Below are 20902 nucleotides of genomic sequence, written 5' to 3' on the forward strand. Positions count from 1 at the left end.
GTGGGCACGACTGGACTCGAACCAGTGACCCCTTCCATGTCAAGGAAGTACTCTAACCAACTGAGCTACGTGCCCTTCTCTTTCCTATCGTGGCCCATAAATAACTTTACGCTTTGTCGCCGTTCGTAGAGTGTCCTCGACGTACAGACAAGTACGCCTGCGGCGCTCTCCTCGCGGCTTCGCGCGTAAAGATTATTTCTGAGCCACTCCTCCGAGTTAGTCAACGTATTCACCGGACATCGGACTAAATATATAACCCATTGGAAATTCAGTGCTTTTAAAGATTGGATTGCAATGTGTCAAGGAGATATCTGCTAATTTCCGGTCGATGGAAGAACGACTTGGCCCTGTACCCGAATGGTTGTCTCCTCCTCAGGAAGCGATTTCCCCTCGCCCGTAACCTCTTCCACCTGACCTGAGGCCTCCCCCATACGATTATCAATAGCAGCCGAGCAACCGGTCACCAATATGATCGCCACGATGAGAAATTTTGTAAATTTGAGTGTCATCCGTTTAAACCCTCCCTCAGGTTCTAGTGACGTCCTAACCCTCTTCCATCTCCTTCATCATCCTCTTCGTCGTCATCGTCCCCATGACCGTTTCCATTACCATTGCCATTTCCGTTCCCGTTATTTCCTTCTCCACCGTTCCCACTCCCCCCTTCATGACTGCGAACGGAAGGAGGAGCTGGCTCCTCATCCTCGTCATCATCAATCAGAGGGACTGATGGGGCAGGAGATCCAATATCTTCCTCTTCTTCAGAGAAATCAACCGTCTCAACTGGAGGAGCTGGTGGTGCAGGAGGGGCTGTCTCTTCATCATCTGTTCTCCGCTCGCCATCGTCATGATGGCCATTGCCATTCCCATTACCGTTGTTCCCTTCTCCACCGTTCCGATTCCCCTCTCCATCACTGACAACGGGGGGAAGGGTCTCAACCGGAGGAGCTGGTGGTGCAGGAGGCATTGTCTCTTCATCATCAGAAATGATCGGGTCAACAGGTCTCGGTGATTCATTGACATCGGGCGGCGACATCTCTGTACCAAAAATGGGACCACTCGTCACACCGTCATTACGATTGTCGTTACCATTTCCATTTCCGCGGCGGCCTTCCTCCTCCTCTTCTTCAAAAAACTCACGCAGATTGTCGAGCAGCCAGCGAGGATTAACGGTACGACCAGCCTCGATCTCAGAGGCAATGTAGTGAATAATCTCATCCCGATGTCTTTCGATTCTTTGCCGATCTCCCGACCCTGCCATCTGCATGATCTCGGTCATGAGATGGGCAAGAATTGCCATGTTGTCGGGGGGAAGAACCATGCCAGTTGACTCCTCCGCCTCCCGGATCACCTCCACGGTCTCCTGAACAACCTCCATGAGATTCTCCGCAGACGTTTCATCTTCTCCGGCAGCATTCAGTGAGCCGGCCACGACAACCGCCTCCTCATGGTTCTCAACCAGGGAGTAATCGTCTGCTGCATGCATCTCGTCCACGAGATCAGCAACGATATTGAAAATTTCCCCTGTATTGACCACTGATTCATCGATCCAGTCCTCATCCATCGCATGGGTGATATCAACCATCACCTCTAAGCCTTTCGCATCCTCATCAATGACCTCACAGGCCGTTGCATCTCCCATCGCAAAAGAACTGGTAAAATCGGCCACGGAGCGAATAACCTTCTGCGTCTTGTGGATCTTCTCCTCAAACGCCTCCTCTTTCAAACCACAGCCATCACTCGCATAATTCGCCACGGCCTGGAGGACTTCCTCTCCAATTCTTCCTGAGGAGAGATCACCCATCAGTTGTCCGTAGTTACGGCACCCAAGTTTAGAACAGGAGATTCCGCGCGCCATGAGGCAGCCAATCGCCTTTCGGAAGGTGCCAACGACCCCACCGATCCCGGAGAGGGCATCGTCCGAACGGCTGAAGAACCGGTTCGCAAACGTCTCTGCACAGGTCGCTCTGGCACTGATCTCCTCGGAATGACCTCCCAGGTTTTCACTGATCTGTTCGCGCAGGAGACTGAGCGAGAAGGTGCTATCAATATCAACAGTACCAATAGGGAAAGATTCCTTCCTTGCCTCCCCCAGCGTCGTCTTCATCTCCGCATATTTCTCGATCACAAGGTGCCCAATAGAGGCTGTGAAGACGACCTTGAGACTGCTGAGGTGAGCAACATGGATCTCCTGAAGATTGCTTTCACTCGGATCGACCGCCCGCATAAAATTAATATCCATTGAAAAACTGCAGTCGGGATTGAGCGTTCCCTGTCCCACCATCTCACCCGTCATCAAATTCGTCGCGACCACCGTTCCGCCGGCGCAACTCGAGACGACCGTCTCACCGATCGTTTCGGTCTCCACAACAGGGACCGGGGTTGGCTCCGGAGTTGGTTCCGGCCCGGGTTCCTGCTCTGGCTCTGCAGCAACATCGTTATCGACGACGGTCACATTAATATTGCTGATGGGGGCCACGGCATAAAGGGGATCAAGACTCGTTACCGCCTGGAGAACAGAACTGGCATGGTTCCCTTCAATCTCTTGATCGTCGACGGCTGTGAGGGTGACCGTCTGGGAAACATTCCAGTCAAGCGCCGTAAAGACAAGCATCGCCTGATCCGTACTAACTTCTGCATCTGTGCCGAGGGTCACCGTTACATCCGACATCGGCTCGCTCGTCAGAACGACCTCGTAACTATCGGTCGCTCCCCCTTCTGACAGAACGGTTGCCCCCGCTGATTCGGTGACGACAAAGCCCGCCGTATCGTCATCACTGATCGTAATCTCCAGAGGGGTAACGACTAATGCATTAAAATTGTTATCGGTGCTTGTCGTGGCAAGTGAGAGGGAGGCGTTACGCGCCCCTTCGTCACGTTTATTGTCAACAGCACCCAGCGTAACGGTCTGGAAATCATCCCAGTTATCAGAAGTGAAAGTCACACCGTTCGTATTGACTGTAACGCCCGTATCGGTAGTCAATGTCACTGTCACATCGGCCTCAGGCTGGGCGCCCAAGACCAGTGTAAAGCTGTCAGCTCCTCCCCCCTCGCCAACGAGATTACTACCGCCGGAGAGGCCAACGAGCAGGGCCGCCCTGTCATTCTCCGTGATTTGAACATTGACGGAGGCAACTGAAATTGCATTGTAGAGTGGGTCGGTGCTCACGACAGCATGGGTAATCGTTGAACCATGGTTTTCGGCCTCAACACGTGCATCATCAACTGCTGTCACCGTAACGGTCTGGGGCTGATCCCAATTGGCCGCGGTAAAGACCAGATTGTTCCGATCGACCGTCACCTGACTGTCTGTGGTAACCGTGATCGTCACATCCGCGGTCGGCTCGCTCGTCAGAACGACCTGATAGCTATCAGTCGGACCTGCCTCGGTCACACCGGTTGAGCCACCAGTCTGGGTAACTGAGATGCCGACAGAATCGTTGTCGGTAACCGAAGCAACAACGTTGCCGACGGAAATCCCGTCGTAATCGGTATCGGAGGCACTCGTAACAATATGACTGATCGTAACACTGGATACCTCCTCGTCCAAATCATCATTGGTCGCCGTCACCGTCACTGTCTGCGGTGAGTCCCAGTTAGAGGCATTGAAAATGAGTTCGGAGGTACTAACCGTCACTCCGAGATCGGTATCGGAAGAGGTGATCGCAACGGTCACAACACCGCGTGGACGACTTGTCAGCACAACCGTGTAATCATCCGTTGCGCCGCCTTCCGTCACATTAGTGCTGCCTCCCGAAGAGGCAACGCTCACACCAGCGGAATCGTTGTCTACGATACCGACCATCAAATCACCCAAGGAGACTCCATCGTAATCCGGATCATCGGAAGAGACGGTGTGGGTAATCATTCCCGAATGATTCCCTTCGGCATCGTCGTCATCGACCGCAGAGAGCGTAATCGTCTGGGGAACCGCCCAGTTCTGGGATGTGAAGAGAACAGTTGTCTGATCGGCAACAATCTGGTTGCCCGTATTGAGCAGGATCGTCACATCAGCAGAAGGCTGGCTGACCAGAACAAGGCTATAGGCGTCAGAATTCCCTCCCTCCGTAAGACTGGTGGAGCCCCCTGTCTCCGTCAAAGAAACAGTCCCGCGGTCATCATCCGTGATCGTCAAGGCATACAAATCATTGGCACCCAGAACGGCATTTGTGGGAAGAGACAGGCTGATTTCAACGCTCTCATCCCCCTCATCGAGGGTATCATTCACAATCGACAGGGTTATATTTTTCGTCGTCTCTCCGGGATTAAAGAGGAGGATCCCATCCGTCAGAGAATAATCGGTTCCATTTCCCGTAGCGGAACCACCCGTCACTGTATAGAGGACCGACACCGTCTGGGAGGTATTACCCTGGAGGGCCACCTCCATCGTGACATCTCCCGTCGATTCTCCCTGACTTGAATTTGAGGCGGTAAATGCCACGCTGGGTGTCGAATCGGTGTCCTGTATTGTCAACAGACCGACGGCATCTCCCAGCGTGGCATTGGTGGGGGAGCTTAAAGTAATCTGAATCGTCTCATTCGTCTCATCAATATTATCGCCCAGGAGTGACACGGCAATGGTCTTGCTTGTCTCTCCGGGATTGAAAGAGAACGGCCTCTCTGAGGCAGCGATATAGTCAGAACCTGCCGTGGCCGTCCCGTTCGCCGTTGAGAAATTAGCCGTTACGTACCTCCCGCTGGGGGTCGAGAGAGAAACCGTCATCAAGGCAAAAGAGTCTGTCAGGGGCTCATCGACAACCAGATCATTGATCGAAAGTTGTGGGGCATTATCATCATCCGTGATTTTGACCGTATGCACCATTGTTCCACCTTGAGTTGCATTATGTGGTGTCCCCATCGTCAAAACGATCGTCTCATCATCCTCATCCAGGAGATCATTCGTTAATGTGACCGTAATATCCGCCGTCATCGATCCCGCAGGGATCAGAAGCGGGGCAGCACTGACAGTTCGATCCGAATCCCCGGCCGTCCCGGTCACCGCAAAAGGAACGTCAACATCAAACCCGGAAATAGCTGAGAGCGAGGCCGTCACGGTCAGTGAACCGGCATTCTCGGTGGCATCCTGTACACTAGAAGTGAAGTCAACCGACGGGGTCGCATCATCGTCGGTGATCGTCGCGGTATGAACCGTTGCCCCCCCGACCGTTGCATTGGTCGGTGCCCCCATCGTCACAATAACCGTCTCGTTATTCTCATCGAGCGTGTCATTTGTTACGGCCAGCGTGATTGTTCCCGAGGTGGAGCCGGCTGAGATCGTGATCGGACTCGAGGTTGCTGTATAATCCGCCCCTCCTGCGGTTCCACTCAACACAAATGGAACCGTTACATCCAATCCCGAGGATTGCGAAAGTTGAGCGGTCACAGTGACCGACCCGACGCCCTCGGATTCACTTTGTGAGGTCGTCGTAAAATAAACTATAGGAGGTGAATCATCATCCGTAATCGTCACGGTATGAACCGTTGTCGCCCCGACCGTTGCATTGGTCGGTGCCCCCATCATCACAATAACCGTCTCGTTATTCTCATCGAGTGTGTCATTTGTTACGGCCAGCGTGATTGTTCCCGAGGTGGAGCCGGCCGGGATCGTGATCGGACTCGAGGTTGCTGTATAATCCGCCCCTCCGGCGGTCCCACTCAACGTAAATGGAACCGTTACATTCAATCCCGAGGATTGCGAAAGTTGAGCGGTCAGCGTCATTGTACCGATGCTCTCGGCACCACCCTGAGAGGCCGATGTGAAAGAGATCGTCGGACTCGCATCATCATCCGTTATGGTGACTGTATGTACCGACGTCGCGCCAACCGTTGCATTCGTTGGTGTCCCCATCGTTACAATAACGGTCTCGTTATTCTCATCGAATGCGTCGTCAACAGGGGTCACCGTAATCGTGCCACTGTTTGCGCCAGCGGCAATCACGATCGAACTTGAACTGATACCATAATCAAGGCCGGTCGCCGTACCGCTAACTGTTAATGGAACAGTTACAACCAATCCCGAGGCCGCCGAGAGGTTCGCGGTGATCGTTATGGCCTCGGCCCCCTCCGCCCCCGATTGTGAATCCGAACTGAAGGTAACGACAGGTGTCACATTATTATCCGTAATCGTCGCCGTATGGGTCGTGACCGCTCCCAAGGTGGCATTGGTCGGCGCTCCCATTGTCAGGATAACCGTCTCATCATTCTCATCCAGGAGATCATTCGTTAATGTGACCGTAATATCCGCCATCATCGATCCAGCCGGAACCACAAGCGGGCTAGCGCTGACAGTTCGATCCGAATCCCCGGCCGTCCCGGTCACTACGAAAGGAATGCTAACATCCAATCCGGAAACCGCCGAGAGGAAGGCCGTCACCGTCAGTGAACCGGCATTCTCGGTTGCATTCTGTCTATCAGAGGTGAAGGCAACCGACGGTGTTGCATCATCATCCAGGATCGTCGCGGTATGAACCGTTGTCGCCCCAATCGTTGCATTCGTGGGAGATACCATTGTCACAACAACCGTCTCGTTATTCTCATCGAGCGGGTCATTGATTACGGTCAATGTGATCGTTCCCGAGGCAGAGCCGGCCGGGATGACAAGCGGGCTCGAGGTCGCCGTATAATCCGACCACACTCCCGCGGTTCCAGTCAGTGTAAATGGAACGGTTATGTTGAGTTCAGACGCCGATGAAAGCTGCGCTGTTACTGTCATCGTACCAACCCCCTCGACTCCGTTTTGGGATGCTGATGTAAAAGAGACTGTAGGGGGAATATCATTGGCACTGATCAAGATCGTATGGCTCATATTGGAGCCTGGATTGGCATTATCAATGTCATTAATCGTCAAAACGATCGTCTCTGGGCTCTCTTGTTCCGTATCGTTGATGAGCGTTACGGGGATATTAACAGAGGTAGAACCCTCGGGTACTGTTACCGACCGGGCCGTGAGGGTGTAATCCGTACCGCCTCCCGTTGCGGTTCCCGTCACGTTATAATTAACAATGACGTCCCTTCCAACGACCTTGGAGATCCGTACAGAAACATTGACAACCCCATCACTCTCCGAGACGGTCTGCGAGGCACTCCCAAAATCAGCCAGAGAGCGATCATCATCGTCATCAATCTCTGCCGTGTGTCTGATCGTTGCCCCCTGTGTGGCGTTGACCGGCGTCCCCATATTAACAATAATCTTCTCATCATGTTCATCCAAAACATCATCAACCACCGTAATGACAATAGCCGCCGAGGCCGAACCGGCCGGGATTGTCACGGGGCTTGCTGAAATTGTGTAATCGATTCCCCCTGTGGCAATGCGTGACCCCGTGGTCGTGATTGTAAATGGGACCGTCACATCCCGTCCTGAGACAGTCGAGAGAGCGGTGACAATATTCATCGTCCCGATGACTTCCTTCTTCTTCTGCGAACTGCTCGTAAAGGTGACGGTCGGTGTGGCATCATTATCAGTAATGGAGACCGAATGGACGGGAAGTGGTCCCAGTGTGGCATTGGTTGCCCCCCCTAAAGAGATCACGACGGTTTCATTATCTTCATCGAGGGTATCATTTACCAGCGTTAGCGCCATCGTCACGGAGGCCGACCCGGCCGGGATTATGAGCGGGCTAGCGGACAAACTGTAGTCAACCCCTGCCCCGGTCGCTGTACCGGAAACGGTAAACGGGACCGTCACCTCTCGGCCTGAAACAGGTGAAACGGTTACCTCAATCGAGATCGTACCGAGGTTTTCGTTCTTTTGCTCATCGGAAAGGGTAAATGAGACATAGGGGAGATCATCATTGTCGTTTATTGTCATGGTATGCGAGGTAATCGCCCCTGCCGTTGCGTTCGTGGGAGATCCCATCGTCACCACAACCGTTTCGCTATCTTCATCAAGGGCATCATCGGCTAATGTCAGCAGAATCGTACCGGAGCTTGAACCAGCCGGGATCGTCAGCAGACTATCTGTTACTGTGTAATCGGCCCCTCCGGCCGTTCCACTGAGAGAGAACGGGACCGTCACCTCCTGGCCTGAGATACCCGAGAGCTCGGCGATAATATAAATCTCACCGCCACTCTCTACGACACTTTGAGAGGCCGCTGAGAATGAGACCGTTGGTGGGAGGTCATTATCAACAAGTGTCATGGTATGCGTTGTGACAGCCCCCAGAGTGGCGTTGGTCGGCGACCCCATTGTCAGGATAACCGTCTCATCATTCTCATCAAGTGCATCATCTGTCGCCTGCAGTAGAATCGTTCGTGTCGTTGAACCAGCCGGGATCGTGATCGGACTGCTGAAATCAAGGTTATAATCACCGACCCCTGCGGTACCGCTGATCGAGTAGGGAACCGTAACGTCTCTTCCTGAAACAGCAGAAAGGGTAATGCTTATAGCAGTTGCAACAGGCCCCTCCTCGCCCGCCGTGTCAGTGCTTCTTGTAAAGCGAACCGTAGGAACGGCATCATTATCAAGAATCGTCCCGGTCGCTGGTCCCGAAACCGCATTCGTTCCATTAATGACAGAGGCAACCGATGCCACCACGGTTTCATCATTCTCATCAAGGGCATCATCCACAATACTCAAATTGATAAAGGCATAGAGATTCCCTGGGGTTATAACAATCGAGGGAGAGGGAGCGGTATAGTCACTGTTCAAGGTCGCCGTACCACCCAAGTTGAGATTAACAGTGACATCCTGACCCGAGGCCTGAGAGAGCGTCGCCATAAATCGGATTGCAGCCCCAGGAAAATTTTCCAGGTCGAGTGAGGGATCACCATTAAGATCAAGCGCCGTCACGCTCGGAGGGTCATCATTATCACCGATACTGACCGTATATTCACTGCCGGTCCCTGAAATGATCGGGGCGTTCGTTGGATTCGTGAGCGTAAAGATGAGCGTCTCGGTCGCCTCATCAATCGCATCATCCACGATAGAAAAAGTGACCTCCCTGAAGGGACGACCTCCCGTCTCCATGCCGATCGGGTAGGTCAATCGCTGTGTTGCAGGCACCCCGTGAAAATCGTAAAAGGAGGCCGCTGTACCGGAACTGGCCACATCAACAGTCACCGTCTTTTCAACATAGCTCGTGAGATAAACTCGGACAGAACCATCACCTGAGTTTTCGAAGGTCCCAATGCCTGATGCCGGTTCGGTAAAGCTGCTACCTGAAAAATAGATCTCAGGGGCCGCATCGTTGTCGGTAATCGTGATATCGGCCATGGAAGAGGCATTAATGGTTGCGTCTCCGGCATTCGTAAAATTAAGATAGAGAACCTCATCAAACTCATCGATCGCATCTCCATGAATATCAACGACGACATTTTTTTCTGTCTCTGCAGGGAGAAAACTGAGTGAACCGCTGGCTGTTGAATAATCAGTCGTGTAGGCTGAAGAACCGCTCCGTCGCATTAAAGAATAATTGACGGTCGCATTAACCTCAGAGGCCCCCTCCTTCAAGACCCTGATCGTGACCCTCTGGGTACCGCTATCCCCTTCAGTCACGGAAACGGCATCGTATCGGATCAGGGGTGCCGCATCGTCACTGGCAATACGCATCTGAAAGGTATCGGATCCGCCAACCCGACCGTTGGTTGCGGAACTAATGGAAATCGTCACGTTCTCCAACGACTCATAAGCAGAGTCATCCGTCGCAGAGACGGTCAATGACCCGGTTGTCGATCCGGCAGGGATCACGAGGCTGGCCGGTCCGCTATAATCCCCTGGCGAGGCCGGGATCGCTGGATTGGCAAAGCTACCGACATAAGAGAGGTTGACGGTCACATCCTCCGCAGCAAGGCGATCCAGACTAACTCCAATCTCGACAGAGGCCCCATTTTCCGTAGCGATCCCTGAAAAACTGGTAAAGTCGACGATTGGATAGGCATCATCATTCTGGATCGTCGCCACACCAACTCTTTCGCTCTCTGCCATCGTTGTATTCACGGGGTTTGAGAAATTGATCTGGAATGTCTCATCCTCTTCAACGAAGAGATCGCCACGAACCGTCACACTGACCGTCTGTGAAGTGGTGCCCGGCAAGAAGGTGACTGTCCCTGTTGCCGCCAGATAATCACTCCCCGCCTGGGCCGTTACATCCTGGGTTGAGAAATCGACGTTCACGGTCTGGCCACTCGCCGGTCCAAGAAAGAGGGTGAATGAAACCGTGTGGTCTTCATGCGCCTCAAGAAATGATATGGTATTGGTGAGTGTCAAGGCGGGCAGAGGATCATTATTGACAATTGTCCCTTGGCCCGTTCCGTCCGTGATCGTCGCATTAGTTGGATTCGAGAGATCAACAAAAAAGGTCTCATCGGCCTCATTAAGATTTTCCCCAATAACGGAGACAGAAATAGTTCTGGAGGTCTCGCCGGGAGTAAAGGTCAACGTCCCCGTGGTTGAAGTATAATCCCTCGGCCCACTGGCAGCCCCTACGGCCGTTCCATTTCGAGTCGCAAAACTGACCGTAACGGTATTGACAGGAGCGATCGAAAGGGAGGCCGTGAATGTTGCCGTTGCGGGAAGACCATCTGTCTCAACCACAGAAACGTCATTAATGCTGATTGCTGGCACATCATCGTCGGTAATTGTATAGGTGTGGAGATCATTGGCCCCCTTGGTCGCATTCTGGGGGTTTGTCAAACTGATCTCGATCGTCTCATCCGGTTCATCGATCAGATCGTTTGCAACGGTGAATGTAAGTGTTTGGCTACTGACCCCGGATCCGAACGTAAGCGTCCCGCTCTCCAGAGAGTAATCAACATCCCCACCGGTTGCTGTCCCGCCGGTCACATCAAAATCGATCTTCGAGGTTCCAGCGAGGGGGATTGATCGGGTTACGGTGATATTAACTGTCGTGGTTGATTCGCTGCCCGAAGAAGAGCTAGTGGCAAACTGGATGTTGGAAAGCCCCGCGAATGCCTCAGATCCAAACGCGAAGACCCCCAGAAGGCCAACCGCAAAAAGGTATCTATGTAGAAGTCTCTCCCCCATACGCCAGTGGGTTAGAGCAAGCGACGTGCCAACTATTGATTAATCGCCTGTCATATTAATTTATAATTATATTCAATAAGTTATCTGCTTTTTATGACTGCCATTCAAGACCACTTAGATGATCCGGAAATGAAATTCATTTCTTAAGCTTAAGAAACTGGGTTCCTAAAATAAGAGAAATTATTAGACAAAACGAAATAACTGCCTGAAACTGTTATATAAAAACATCAATATGTTTTTATTAATAGTGATTTTATTCAATCAACTATAAAATTATCATATTGATAAATAATTTGTCTGTTCCAATCAAATTGATAATGGGAATTAGAACCCTTGAAAGTGCTTTAAGGGGTGTGTTGAAAAATGGCTTTTGGGGACTGTTCAAAAATGCCCAGCTGCAAGGCACCCCGAGGAGCCGCGACGCAGGCGTACTTGAGGGTACGTCGTCGTTTGGAAGTCCTCTTGTAGGGGACGGGGTAGAGGGCCGAGAGCGGGATCGTCCTCGTTTGTCTCTTCCGGTTGATCATGAGGATATCGATCTCTCCCGCCAGCTCCCAAATCACCTGACGGCAGGCTCCACAAGGAGAGATAAACTCTTCCGTATTGGCGGTTACCGCCAGCATCTTGAACCGCCGCTCACCCGCAGCAATCGCGTGATAAAATGCACCCCTCTCGGCACAGATCGTGAGGGCATAGCAGCAATTTTCGACATTGCCGGATGAAAAAATTTTTCCCGACTTGCAGAGAAGCGCCGCACCAACCCTCAATCCCGAATACGGACTGTAGGAGTTTTTACGGGCCCGAAACGCCTCAGCGACTAAACGGTTCTTCATGAATCCTCCTCCAATCGAAACAATCGTCTTAGAATATCAGAATACTTGGATTCACCATTTTCAGCCTCATCCGCCTTGATTGAAATAATCGGGTCATGCAGGATTTTATTGATAATCGCCTGCGTCAAAGACTCCAATGATTTTCGTTCGTCCTCTGTAGCACCGGGATGATGTTGCCAGAATTTTTGAAGTTCTCGTGTGCGGATTGATTCAAACTTTCTCGAGAGGTCCCGAATAGTCGGAACCGCTTCTCTTTCTGTGAGATTTCTGAGAAACTTTTCGACCTCTCGCGCAACAATCGTCTCGGCAAGAACCGCCTCCTTCTCCCTCTCCTTCTGGTTGGCCGTTACAATCCCCTGAAGGTCATCAATCGTGTAGAGATAAACATTCGGAATCCGGTTGACCGATGCCTCAACATTCCTGGGAACTCCCAAATCGATGAAAAACATCGACCGTCCTTTTCTCTCCTTCATAACCTGTCGAACCTGCTGTTCCGTCACGAGCGTCTTATCGATGCCAACCGATGTAATCATGATATCAAGGTCCGACAAAAGCGCGAGCCCCTCCTGTTCAAACAGTCTCGACAGCGAAATCGCTTCTCCCTTCACAGAACGTGCCAGCGCTTCAGCGCGCCCAGCGTCCCGATTCGCTACAAAGATTTTTGCAACGCCTTTTTCTCGCAAGTGTTGACAAGCCAATTCCGCCATCTCTCCGGCCCCTACAACAAGCACCCGCTTTTCATTAAGGGGGTTGAAGATGCGGGAGGCCAGAACAACCGCCGCGTAACTAACGGAGACCGGATATTGCCCAATCGCCGTTTCATTTCGAACCCGTTTGGAGAGATGAAGCGCACGATGGACCAGCTTGTTTAAGTAAGCACCAGTCGCCTGGCTCCCCAAGGCGGCCGCATACGCCTCCTTCACCTGCCCACTGATCTGTGGTTCGCCTAATACCATTGAATCAAGACTCGCCGTCACGCGGAAGAAATGAAGAATCGCATCGTGGTCCTCCTTGCGATAGAGGTACCGGGAAATCTCTCCCTCTGAAATTCCGATGATTGTCTGAAAAAAATCACGGGCGACCTGATACCCCTTGTCCGGATTCTGGGTCACAAGCATTATCTCAACGCGGTTGCAGGTAGAGAGAAGCATCGCCTCCGCTACTTCCCCACCTGATAAAATCTGTCCCAACGCCCCGCGATTTTCTGAGGAGGAGACCGCCGCCTTTTCGCGAATCTCCAGAGGGGCCGATCGGTGAGAAAGTCCGACGATGAGATAATGCATAAATCAATCCCGGTGATGAATCGCAATAAATGTCAACGCCACGGTCAAAAAACCGACCAGTGAGAGGAGAATCCCTCGCCGGCCTCGCCATCCGGACCGGATCCGCACATTCAAAAAGAGGGCATAAATGCCCCAAGTGACCAGGGAGGCAATCTGCCTCGGGTCTGAGGTAAAAAAAGCGCCGGACAGACTCTTGGAAAGAAACGCCCCTGAAATCATCCCGAGGGAGAGCAGGAGAAACCCGATGAACAGACCTCTGTAGTGCAGGGAATCGATCACCTCGAGTGACGGAAGCCTCTGCAACCAGGCAAGAATGGGGCGATGATTTTTAAGCTGCCGCTCCTGACAGAGAAAAAGGAGCCCCACGAAAAAACTGATCCCAAACGTGACAAGCGCCGCACTCATGAAAAACGTGTGAATCATCCAGAAATGGCTCATCGGTCACCTCTCTTTTTTCGAACCTCCCGCTCTATCAGCTTTTTAACTCCCCCACCATCCCCTTTTTGAATCCTCCTGAGAAGGGGCCAATGAGCAACCTTCCTGAAAACAGCTCGGTACTTTACCCTTTCACCCGCCGGAATCTCCAAACGGACTTTCTCCAGAATCCTTGCCAATCTCCCATATTCCGGACCATACAGCCTGCCAAGTCTCCGGCGGATTTTCCTGGCAAACGCCGGCGATGCACCCCCGGTAGAAACCGATATTACAAAGTCACCGCGCCGGACGATCGCCGGAAAGATAAAGTCACACAGGGCCGGACGATCGACCACATTCAAGAGGACCCCTTCCCTTCGCGCCTCCTGGCGAATTATTTCATGAAGTTTTGCCTCCCCCGTCGCATCAACCGCCAAAAAGACCCCCTTTAGATCACCGGCGCGATATCTTCTCGCAAGATGTCTGATTTTACGTTTAAACCGCAAAAATGAACGGGCAAGTCGCGGGGCAATTACAAGAGGACTCCCACCGCTCTGCAGAAGGGAGAGCGCCTTTCGAGCCGCCACCGACCCACCACCAATGACAACGATCTTTTTTTCTGACAGGTTAAGCCCGGCTGGAAAATACCTCACAAAAAGGAGCTCTATCCCAAAACCTCTTGCAATTTCAAATGGCGGGACCTATTTTCCTTGAGCCTTAAAAAGGAGACCCCATGACCTCACAAAATATCAAAACCGCAACAGACCAGAATTTTGAAAAAGAGATTTTGACAAGCCAGAAACCGGTTCTTGTCGATTTCTGGGCCACCTGGTGTGCCCCCTGCCGCGCCTTGGCCCCTCTGATTGATGAGGTAGCCAACAAGTATAGTGGCAAGCTCGAGGTCTACAAGATGGACGTTGATAATAACCAGGAGACACCGGCCAAGTTCGGCATCCGCGGGATTCCAACCGTCATTCTCTTTAAAAATGGAAAGGCGCTCGATCAAGTCGTCGGCGCCGTGCCGATTGATCGCCTCGAAGAGTTAGTCCGCAAAGCCCTTTAAGGTACAATGTCCGGCTGAAAGACAATATTCTCGAGTTTCAACTTTTCCTGAACCGCCGGCACGTAGAAGGTCCCATACCGCATCTGGATCGCGTAGGTAAAGGTGGTGTCGTCTCCCAAAATTACAAGACGGGAACGGGATTGGGGTTCACTCCGACATAGTTCAAGGGCCATCCTCCTTGCCTTATCGCTCGGACTGAAGAGATCACCCGCAGAGTCAATAATTTTCTCTAGCTCCGCGGTGATTTTCTCCTGAGCCTTTTGCTCGGCATCTTTAATAGAGACGGTCAGCTCTTCAGTAATCTCACCCCCTCTGAACAAACGTACCCCGTTGTGATAAACCTGGAGTGTTTTCCCGCTCTGATCATGTCGGACGTGCATTGTCCGCCCAATGACATCAACGGTTTTGTATCTCTGCTCAAGGGAGCGATCAACCGGACGATACGCCTGCTGATAATACTCGGTCCGTCCTCCGATAAAAGGAACCGTTCCTACCTTGGTAAAGAGCATGCGTCCGCCGCTATAATCCTCATAGCTCTTCCTCGCCGCCTCGATATCACTGAAGACAACCGGGTTGGCAGTCACCGCCGAGTTCACAGGGGCAATGCCGGCCCCCTGAAGGTTCGTCGTCGGCGCGGGCGGTACATTCTTCACGAGCTTGCGTCGTGTCGCCTCTTCCAAAATCATCTGGTCCAAGTCCCGTCTGGCAAGTGGAGCCGGAATTTTGCCGGCGCGCTCCAAACCTTCGACTCCCTTCAGGACCGCATTTACAAAATCCTGGGAATCCGGACGAAACACGTTGGTGTAGTTGGAGCCGTGATTGACAGCAATCCGAATGGCAAGGATCCTCGCACTATCTTCATCCAGTTTCTTTTTGAGCCGCTCATAAACAGACCAGAAAAATCCGGCGTAAACCCGCCCCCGGTCATGAACCTCCTCTGTCACATCACTGAGGGCCAACTTGTTATTAACGAGGCGGAGCCCCTTGTCTTTCCCCGACGTCCTGCCAAGGGCCCTTGTAAAATCTTCACTCAGCTCAGGATCGTTATAGATGAGCGTCGCCAAGGCATCACCAAATCCTTCATGGATGGCTCCCCCATCACCCCCAAAAGGGAGAAGGAGGTTCGGATTCATGTGGTGAAGGAGCTTGTGTCCCGTCTCATGCAGTGAGACATCATTATCGGCCGCGAGATGCCATTTGTCGTTGCCTGCCGCATCCTTCCCGCCGGTTCCAAAAACCAGCCGGTCTTCCTTGGGGCTGAAGTAGGCGTTCAACTGACCCATCCCGTTTGCAGTAGCGGCAATCGGATGGCTTTTCCCCTGATGGGTGCTGCCCAGAATTCCTTTCAGATCGAAACCAAGATGCGTTAGATAGTGATAACCAAGACTCAAGCTGTAGTAGAGCTGCCCCTGATCAAAACCATCTTGCGTTACTTTTGAGCCTTCCAGATAAGGCGCATATTTAAAGACACCATTGACCGGTGTCGTCCCTTTCACATCGACATATTGACTCTGGAAAGCCCTCGCTTCAACGGCGAGGTCGGGAAACCAGACTTCCCTAAACCGGCCGTCACTCGAGATGTCATTTTCGAGCTCCCAGACATTTCCCGTATGGGCAGAGCCGGGGAGCGGAAACGGCGTCGGTCCTTTTCGGATCGGTTGGGTCGAGGGGTCATCATCATCAGGGTCCGGCTTGGGGGGCGGTGGCGGTAATGGTTTGTCAGGCCGTCTCGGCTCACAGGCGGCAAGGGCGAGCCCTAATCCGGCAAAAATAAATGTCCCCAACCGAAACCCTGTCGACCATGTCACCATAATTTCCCCTCCCCCATTTCAATTTGTTTTTTTAAACCACCCCTGACTGGCATCTCCATCGACACGCAAAAACCTGAGTTGCTATCAAAAGATAGGAGTCTAATAAAAAATTTCGGGTCTAAAAATAATCCGATCCGGATCGACCAATCGGCCCCTCATGGCAGGGACAAAAAATGTCCCATACCCTATCGGAACCGCCCAGGAGAGGTAATCGTGATCCCCATAAATGACAAGTTTTGGCTCATATTGCGTGGAGGACTGATCAAATTGGCGGCACAACTCCAAGGTTTGTTGTAGAACTCTCTCTTCCTCGTTTTGTGGGGGCTGAGTCTGAAAACGGGTCCAGCGATCATTCAACGCCTCTCTTGCAAGCTGCCCTGCGGTCTCCGAGGCAACATCGACCCGTTCATCAATCATCCCGGACTTAAACGGTGTTCGCACATCCCGAAGCAATACCCGACGCCATCCCTGCAAATCTTCCCTCATCCGAAGACCGTGGTCGATCACATCAACAACACCTTGTTGTTTTGTCTTATACTGTTGCTGGTAATACTCCACCCTTCCTCCCAAATACGGAAGACGAGCGACCTGCCGGAAGAGGATCCGACCACGACTTTGGTCCCTGTAATGTTGTAGGGCCGCCTCGAGATCCTTCATGAGGATCGGTTCCTGGAACAGATCGATTGAGGCACTCCTCCCAGACGGGGGCGTGGCTGCCAGTTCACGTCTTCGCCCCTCTTCACCAACCAGACGAACCACCTCATGAAGCGGTACGGGAAGCAGACCAACCGATTCAAGGCCCTCAGCACCCCCCGACACCGCATCAAGAAAGTCGGCCGGTTTGGGAAAAGCGGTTTGGTAGTGGGCCGCATGATTGATCAGAAGGCGGAGTGCGAGGATCCGGGCCTCTTTTTCCCCCAGAATTTTTCCGCCCCGATCCGGAAGAGCGCTCAGGTTTTTGTAAAGAGACCACCAAAAACCGGCGTAGACCTGTCCCCGATCATGCTCCTCGCTGGAGACATCCGAAAGCCTCAAATTATTTTTAACGGTTCGAAGTCCTTTATCCTTGCCGGAGGGCTGGCCGATGACGGGAGGAAAGTCTTCGGAAACCTCCGGGTCATTGAAGTAGAGCGCAGCAAACGCATCACCAAACGCCTCATGAATCGCCCGCCCCTCACCGTAGGCCCCAACCAGCATCGGATTGATGTGGTCGAGTACCATATGACCGAACTCGTGCAGAGTGACATCACTGTCCGAGGCAAGGTGCCACTTGTTGTCGCTCGTCCCAAAAACGAGCCGGTCTTCCCAAGGACTGTAATAGGCATTCATCCACTGAATCCCGTTGGCCATCGCATTTACAGGATGAAACTCACCTTCATGCTTTGAGGCAAGGATTCGGGCAAGATCAAATCCGAGATAGTTGAGATAGTCATAATTGGTGCTCAGGCTGAAGTAGAGCTGCCCCTGATCAAAACAGTCCTGCGTCACCTTTGATCCTTCCGCAAACGGTTCACATTTAAAGAGGCCGTTAACCGGGGTTAAACCGCTCACAGTGACAAATCGTCCCTGAAATTCCTTACCAGCGAGTGGAAGATAGGAAAAGGTGACCGGGTCAGCCGTTGTTCCGTCGCTCGAGAGATTGTTCTCATGAGTCCAGACGAGCCCATCAAAACCGAATGGAGGCGTCGGATATTGAATCGGTTTTTTCTCTTTTCCAGGCTCTTCCGGCGGACGGCGGTAACAGGCGAGTAAACCGGCCACCGTCCCTAAAATAGCGAGCCTCCCTAGATTCAAACCCATTGACATAAAAATCCCCCTTCACAATAAATCATTGCAAAAGATCGAACCTCTTCTCCTTCTTCTTCCGATATCGTAGATCACGATCGACCTCTCCATGCAGCTCCTGCCGTCTGAGATAATAGGTTGCCCCCGGCGCCGATGGGTTATTGGGAGGCCGATCAACCCGAAAGAGCAGATAAAAGGCATGTGCCTTTGAACGGTCAGGAAGTGGCCCCGCAAGATCCCTCTCCACCAGATCAAGTCCACCCAATACGATTCGGTCTGAAAGCCGGTCTGGATCAAAGAGTCGTCGAATCACCTCTCTCCAAACGAGATTCATACTGTACGGTGATTGCAACCCGGCCTCGCATACCGCCTCCTGACGACGAATCGGTTGATCCTGGGAGATCACCCTCCCCTCACTCAAACGTTCGTCACATCGAAACTGTTTCCCGATCTCCTCACGCACCCTCCGTTTTACAGTCTCCCAGCGACGCTCACAAAGTCTCCCCTTCTCTTCATCCCCCTCCGGCCGATCACAGGCATAACTCCCGCCAACGACATACAGCTTTTCAGTTTCTGAGGGGTGTCTCGGTTCCTGTCGACGGGCGATCGGAATCAGGGGGCTTAGATAACGATCCGCGGTGTTTATTTTTTTTGGTGGATACTTGATTCCGGACTGATTGCGTAGGGCACAGGCAGCCAAGGCAAACGAACCTGCTACCGCGGTCACGATGAAGCCGAATCTCATAGATTAAAATTAAGCAGTTGCCGTTGTCGGTGCCCGATGATCGTGACTGCAATAAAAAATATTGCTGTCCAGACGGATCGCATCCTTTTTCTTAAGGTAATTCGACAGGGCCGGGATGTAAAACGTCAAGGGACCCAGTTGAACAGCCCAGCAGAGGTAGCGATCTTCCCCAACAATGACGAGACGCTGTGGAATCTCATGAGGCTTTTTACTCAAAGCCTCCACCAACTTGAACATCTGATATTTAAGAAATGTCCCTTCTCGCCTCTTCGCCTCGGCGCGCGTCCTTGGCTGCCGACGCTGAACCTTTTCCCATTCCTCGAGCGCCTCCTGAAGCTCTGCAGCCAATCTCTTTTGGGAAAGCTGAACAGCGGCCTCAAAAGGGATGTTCATCCGTTCATCAATGTCATCGGTACGGATCTCACGAACATCCTTGTGTGAGACCTCAAACTGTTTCCCATTGGCGGTCCACGAGTTAAGCCCATGCCCAACGACATCAACCGCGAGCTCCTTCCCCTGAGAGGTTCCATCAGCGATCCGGACCTTCTTGCACCAGTAAACCTGTTGAAGTGTCTCCGTTTCAAACCCAAGACCAGGGGCTTGGGAGAACCGACGAAAGTGAATCTCACGATCGCGCCACCATCTTCGAACATTGTCGATTCCTCGCTGCCGTGAACTCCCCGCCTCAATCTCGATATCATCCATGACAGGTGGTTTTGGCGCCTTCAGAAGTTCCCGATCGGCCGCAACGGCGAGGATCTTCGCCTCCAAATCAGCGATCGGAATTGGAAGAATCTTTCCTCCTCCATTGTCTGCCCGATCAAGACCGCGCGCCGCACGAAGAACCGCGTCGACAAAATCGGCAGGGGTCGGATTGAAAGAGGGATAGGCGAGTTTGTGATTATAGTAGAGACGCATCGCAAGATCACGCGCAACCCCGCTCCTCACCTCCGGAGTCAATTTATCAAAACGGGGGTCATGCCCAATCCGCTCCATGAGAGACCACCAGTAGCCTGAATAAACCTCACCACGATCGTGCGGCTCCTCACCAACATCACTGATATTCAGTGTGTTGTTCGCCGTCCGGAGTCCGACGGACGGACCAGGTCGTCCTCCAAGCATGAGACCGAAATCTTCACTCATCTCGGCATCCCGGTGACAGATCGCCGCCGCCGCGTCCGCTCCCCCTTCATGGATCGCCCCCCCCTCCGTTCCCCGAAGTTGCGGAATCGCATGGAAGGTGAGCAGGTGATCGCACTCATGCATGACGACATCATGGTCGGCCCCAAGTGACCACTTCCCATTCGACGTCCCAAACGCGATGTAGTCCTCGCCAGGCATCGCATAGGCGTTCATATCCTCAAATTCATTAACAAGCACCCGAACGGCGTGCGACGACCCTTTATGCGTCGCCCCGAGTAACGCCTTCACATCAAAACCGAGCGAGGCAAGATAAGTGAGGTAACTGTTCACGGCATAATAGGCCTGGACCTGGGTACCTTTATCGTTCCATTTGAGGGTTGGGGCAGTCCGGCCTGTCTTGGGATTGGTTACTCTGGCAACCTGGACCGGTGGCTGACTAAAGTCGCCACCGAGTGGCTCCTTCCCCGTCACCTCGGCGTATTGACCTTTTAAAGTCGTCACCCCGGATGGAAGTCCCTCAAGACGGGCCTCCCTGAGTCTTATCCTCAAACCAGAGTCGGTCGCCTGCATGCTTGAGACGAGATTCTGCGTTATCCAGACCTTCCCGACAGGGGCATCGGCAGGTCCCGTTAACGGTGATTTTTCAAGCGTGATGACAATGCGTGGCTCCTTCGGCTCCTTCCCCTTTTTTCGACCGACAATATCCAAAAATCCGGGATCTGGCCTCCTAACCCTTTTCGATCCGCGATCCCCCACGCCTCCCGATTCTCTAACGGGGACCGTTTGCCAGGCGACGCTATTTCCAAATGAAAGTGTTGAAAGCCTCGATTGAACCCCTGTGACC

The 20902-nt window shown here is 52.6% G+C and carries 11 protein-coding genes and 1 tRNA gene; 1 reads left to right on the plus strand and 11 read right to left on the minus strand.

Annotated elements, in window-relative coordinates:
• Position 1: 1 nt before the first annotated feature.
• The 7 genes from HYT77_08640 to HYT77_08670 all read right to left on the minus strand — a co-directional run bounded on the left by HYT77_08640 (position 2) and on the right by HYT77_08670 (position 14164).
• Positions 2 to 75 (minus strand) — tRNA-Val (locus HYT77_08640).
• Positions 76 to 314: 239 nt separating this feature from the next.
• The gene (locus tag HYT77_08645) at positions 315 to 509 is read right to left on the minus strand and encodes a hypothetical protein (GenBank protein ID MBI2068062.1); all 195 of its coding nucleotides are present in this window, start codon (positions 507 to 509) and stop codon (positions 315 to 317) included.
• Positions 510 to 532: 23 nt separating this feature from the next.
• Positions 533 to 10981, minus strand: a complete 10449-nt coding sequence (locus HYT77_08650) for a hypothetical protein (GenBank protein ID MBI2068063.1) — start codon at positions 10979 to 10981, stop codon at positions 533 to 535.
• A gap of 344 nt (positions 10982 to 11325) precedes the next feature.
• A complete protein-coding gene (gene cdd, locus HYT77_08655; protein ID MBI2068064.1) occupies positions 11326 to 11814 on the minus strand; it encodes a cytidine deaminase in 489 nt (162 codons plus the stop codon).
• Positions 11811 to 13097 carry a glutamyl-tRNA reductase gene (locus HYT77_08660; GenBank protein MBI2068065.1) on the minus strand — a complete coding sequence of 429 codons (1287 nt, stop codon included), beginning with the start codon at positions 13095 to 13097 and terminating at the stop codon, positions 11811 to 11813. The genes cdd and HYT77_08660 overlap by 4 nt, the downstream gene beginning before the upstream one ends.
• A gap of 3 nt (positions 13098 to 13100) precedes the next feature.
• On the minus strand, positions 13101 to 13535 hold the full coding sequence (gene ccsA, locus HYT77_08665) for a cytochrome c biogenesis protein CcsA (GenBank protein MBI2068066.1): 435 nt from the start codon (positions 13533 to 13535) through the stop codon (positions 13101 to 13103).
• Positions 13532 to 14164, minus strand: coding sequence for a bifunctional precorrin-2 dehydrogenase/sirohydrochlorin ferrochelatase (locus HYT77_08670; protein MBI2068067.1), 633 nt, complete (start codon positions 14162 to 14164; stop codon positions 13532 to 13534). The genes ccsA and HYT77_08670 overlap by 4 nt, the downstream gene beginning before the upstream one ends.
• An 80-nt stretch (positions 14165 to 14244) precedes the next feature.
• Here HYT77_08670 and trxA point away from each other — a divergent pair, with 80 nt between their 5' ends.
• Positions 14245 to 14574: a thioredoxin gene (gene trxA, locus HYT77_08675; protein MBI2068068.1), complete on the plus strand. Its 330-nt coding sequence runs from the start codon at positions 14245 to 14247 to the stop codon at positions 14572 to 14574.
• Here trxA and HYT77_08680 read toward each other — a convergent pair.
• The 4 genes from HYT77_08680 to HYT77_08695 form a co-directional block, all read right to left on the minus strand.
• Positions 14571 to 16385, minus strand: a complete 1815-nt coding sequence (locus tag HYT77_08680) for a hypothetical protein (protein ID MBI2068069.1) — start codon at positions 16383 to 16385, stop codon at positions 14571 to 14573. The two genes, trxA and HYT77_08680, sit on opposite strands and share 4 nt — an antisense overlap.
• A gap of 99 nt (positions 16386 to 16484) precedes the next feature.
• Positions 16485 to 18191, minus strand: coding sequence for a hypothetical protein (locus HYT77_08685; protein MBI2068070.1), 1707 nt, complete (start codon positions 18189 to 18191; stop codon positions 16485 to 16487).
• Between the two features lie 22 nt (positions 18192 to 18213).
• On the minus strand, positions 18214 to 18915 hold the full coding sequence (locus HYT77_08690; protein ID MBI2068071.1) for a hypothetical protein: 702 nt from the start codon (positions 18913 to 18915) through the stop codon (positions 18214 to 18216).
• A gap of 9 nt (positions 18916 to 18924) precedes the next feature.
• A partial coding sequence (locus HYT77_08695; GenBank protein MBI2068072.1) for a hypothetical protein occupies positions 18925 to 20902 on the minus strand: 1978 nt, incomplete at its 5' end.

The organism is Deltaproteobacteria bacterium, from assembly GCA_016180855.1.
Taxonomy (GTDB): Bacteria; UBA10199; UBA10199; order JACPAL01; family JACPAL01; genus JACPAL01.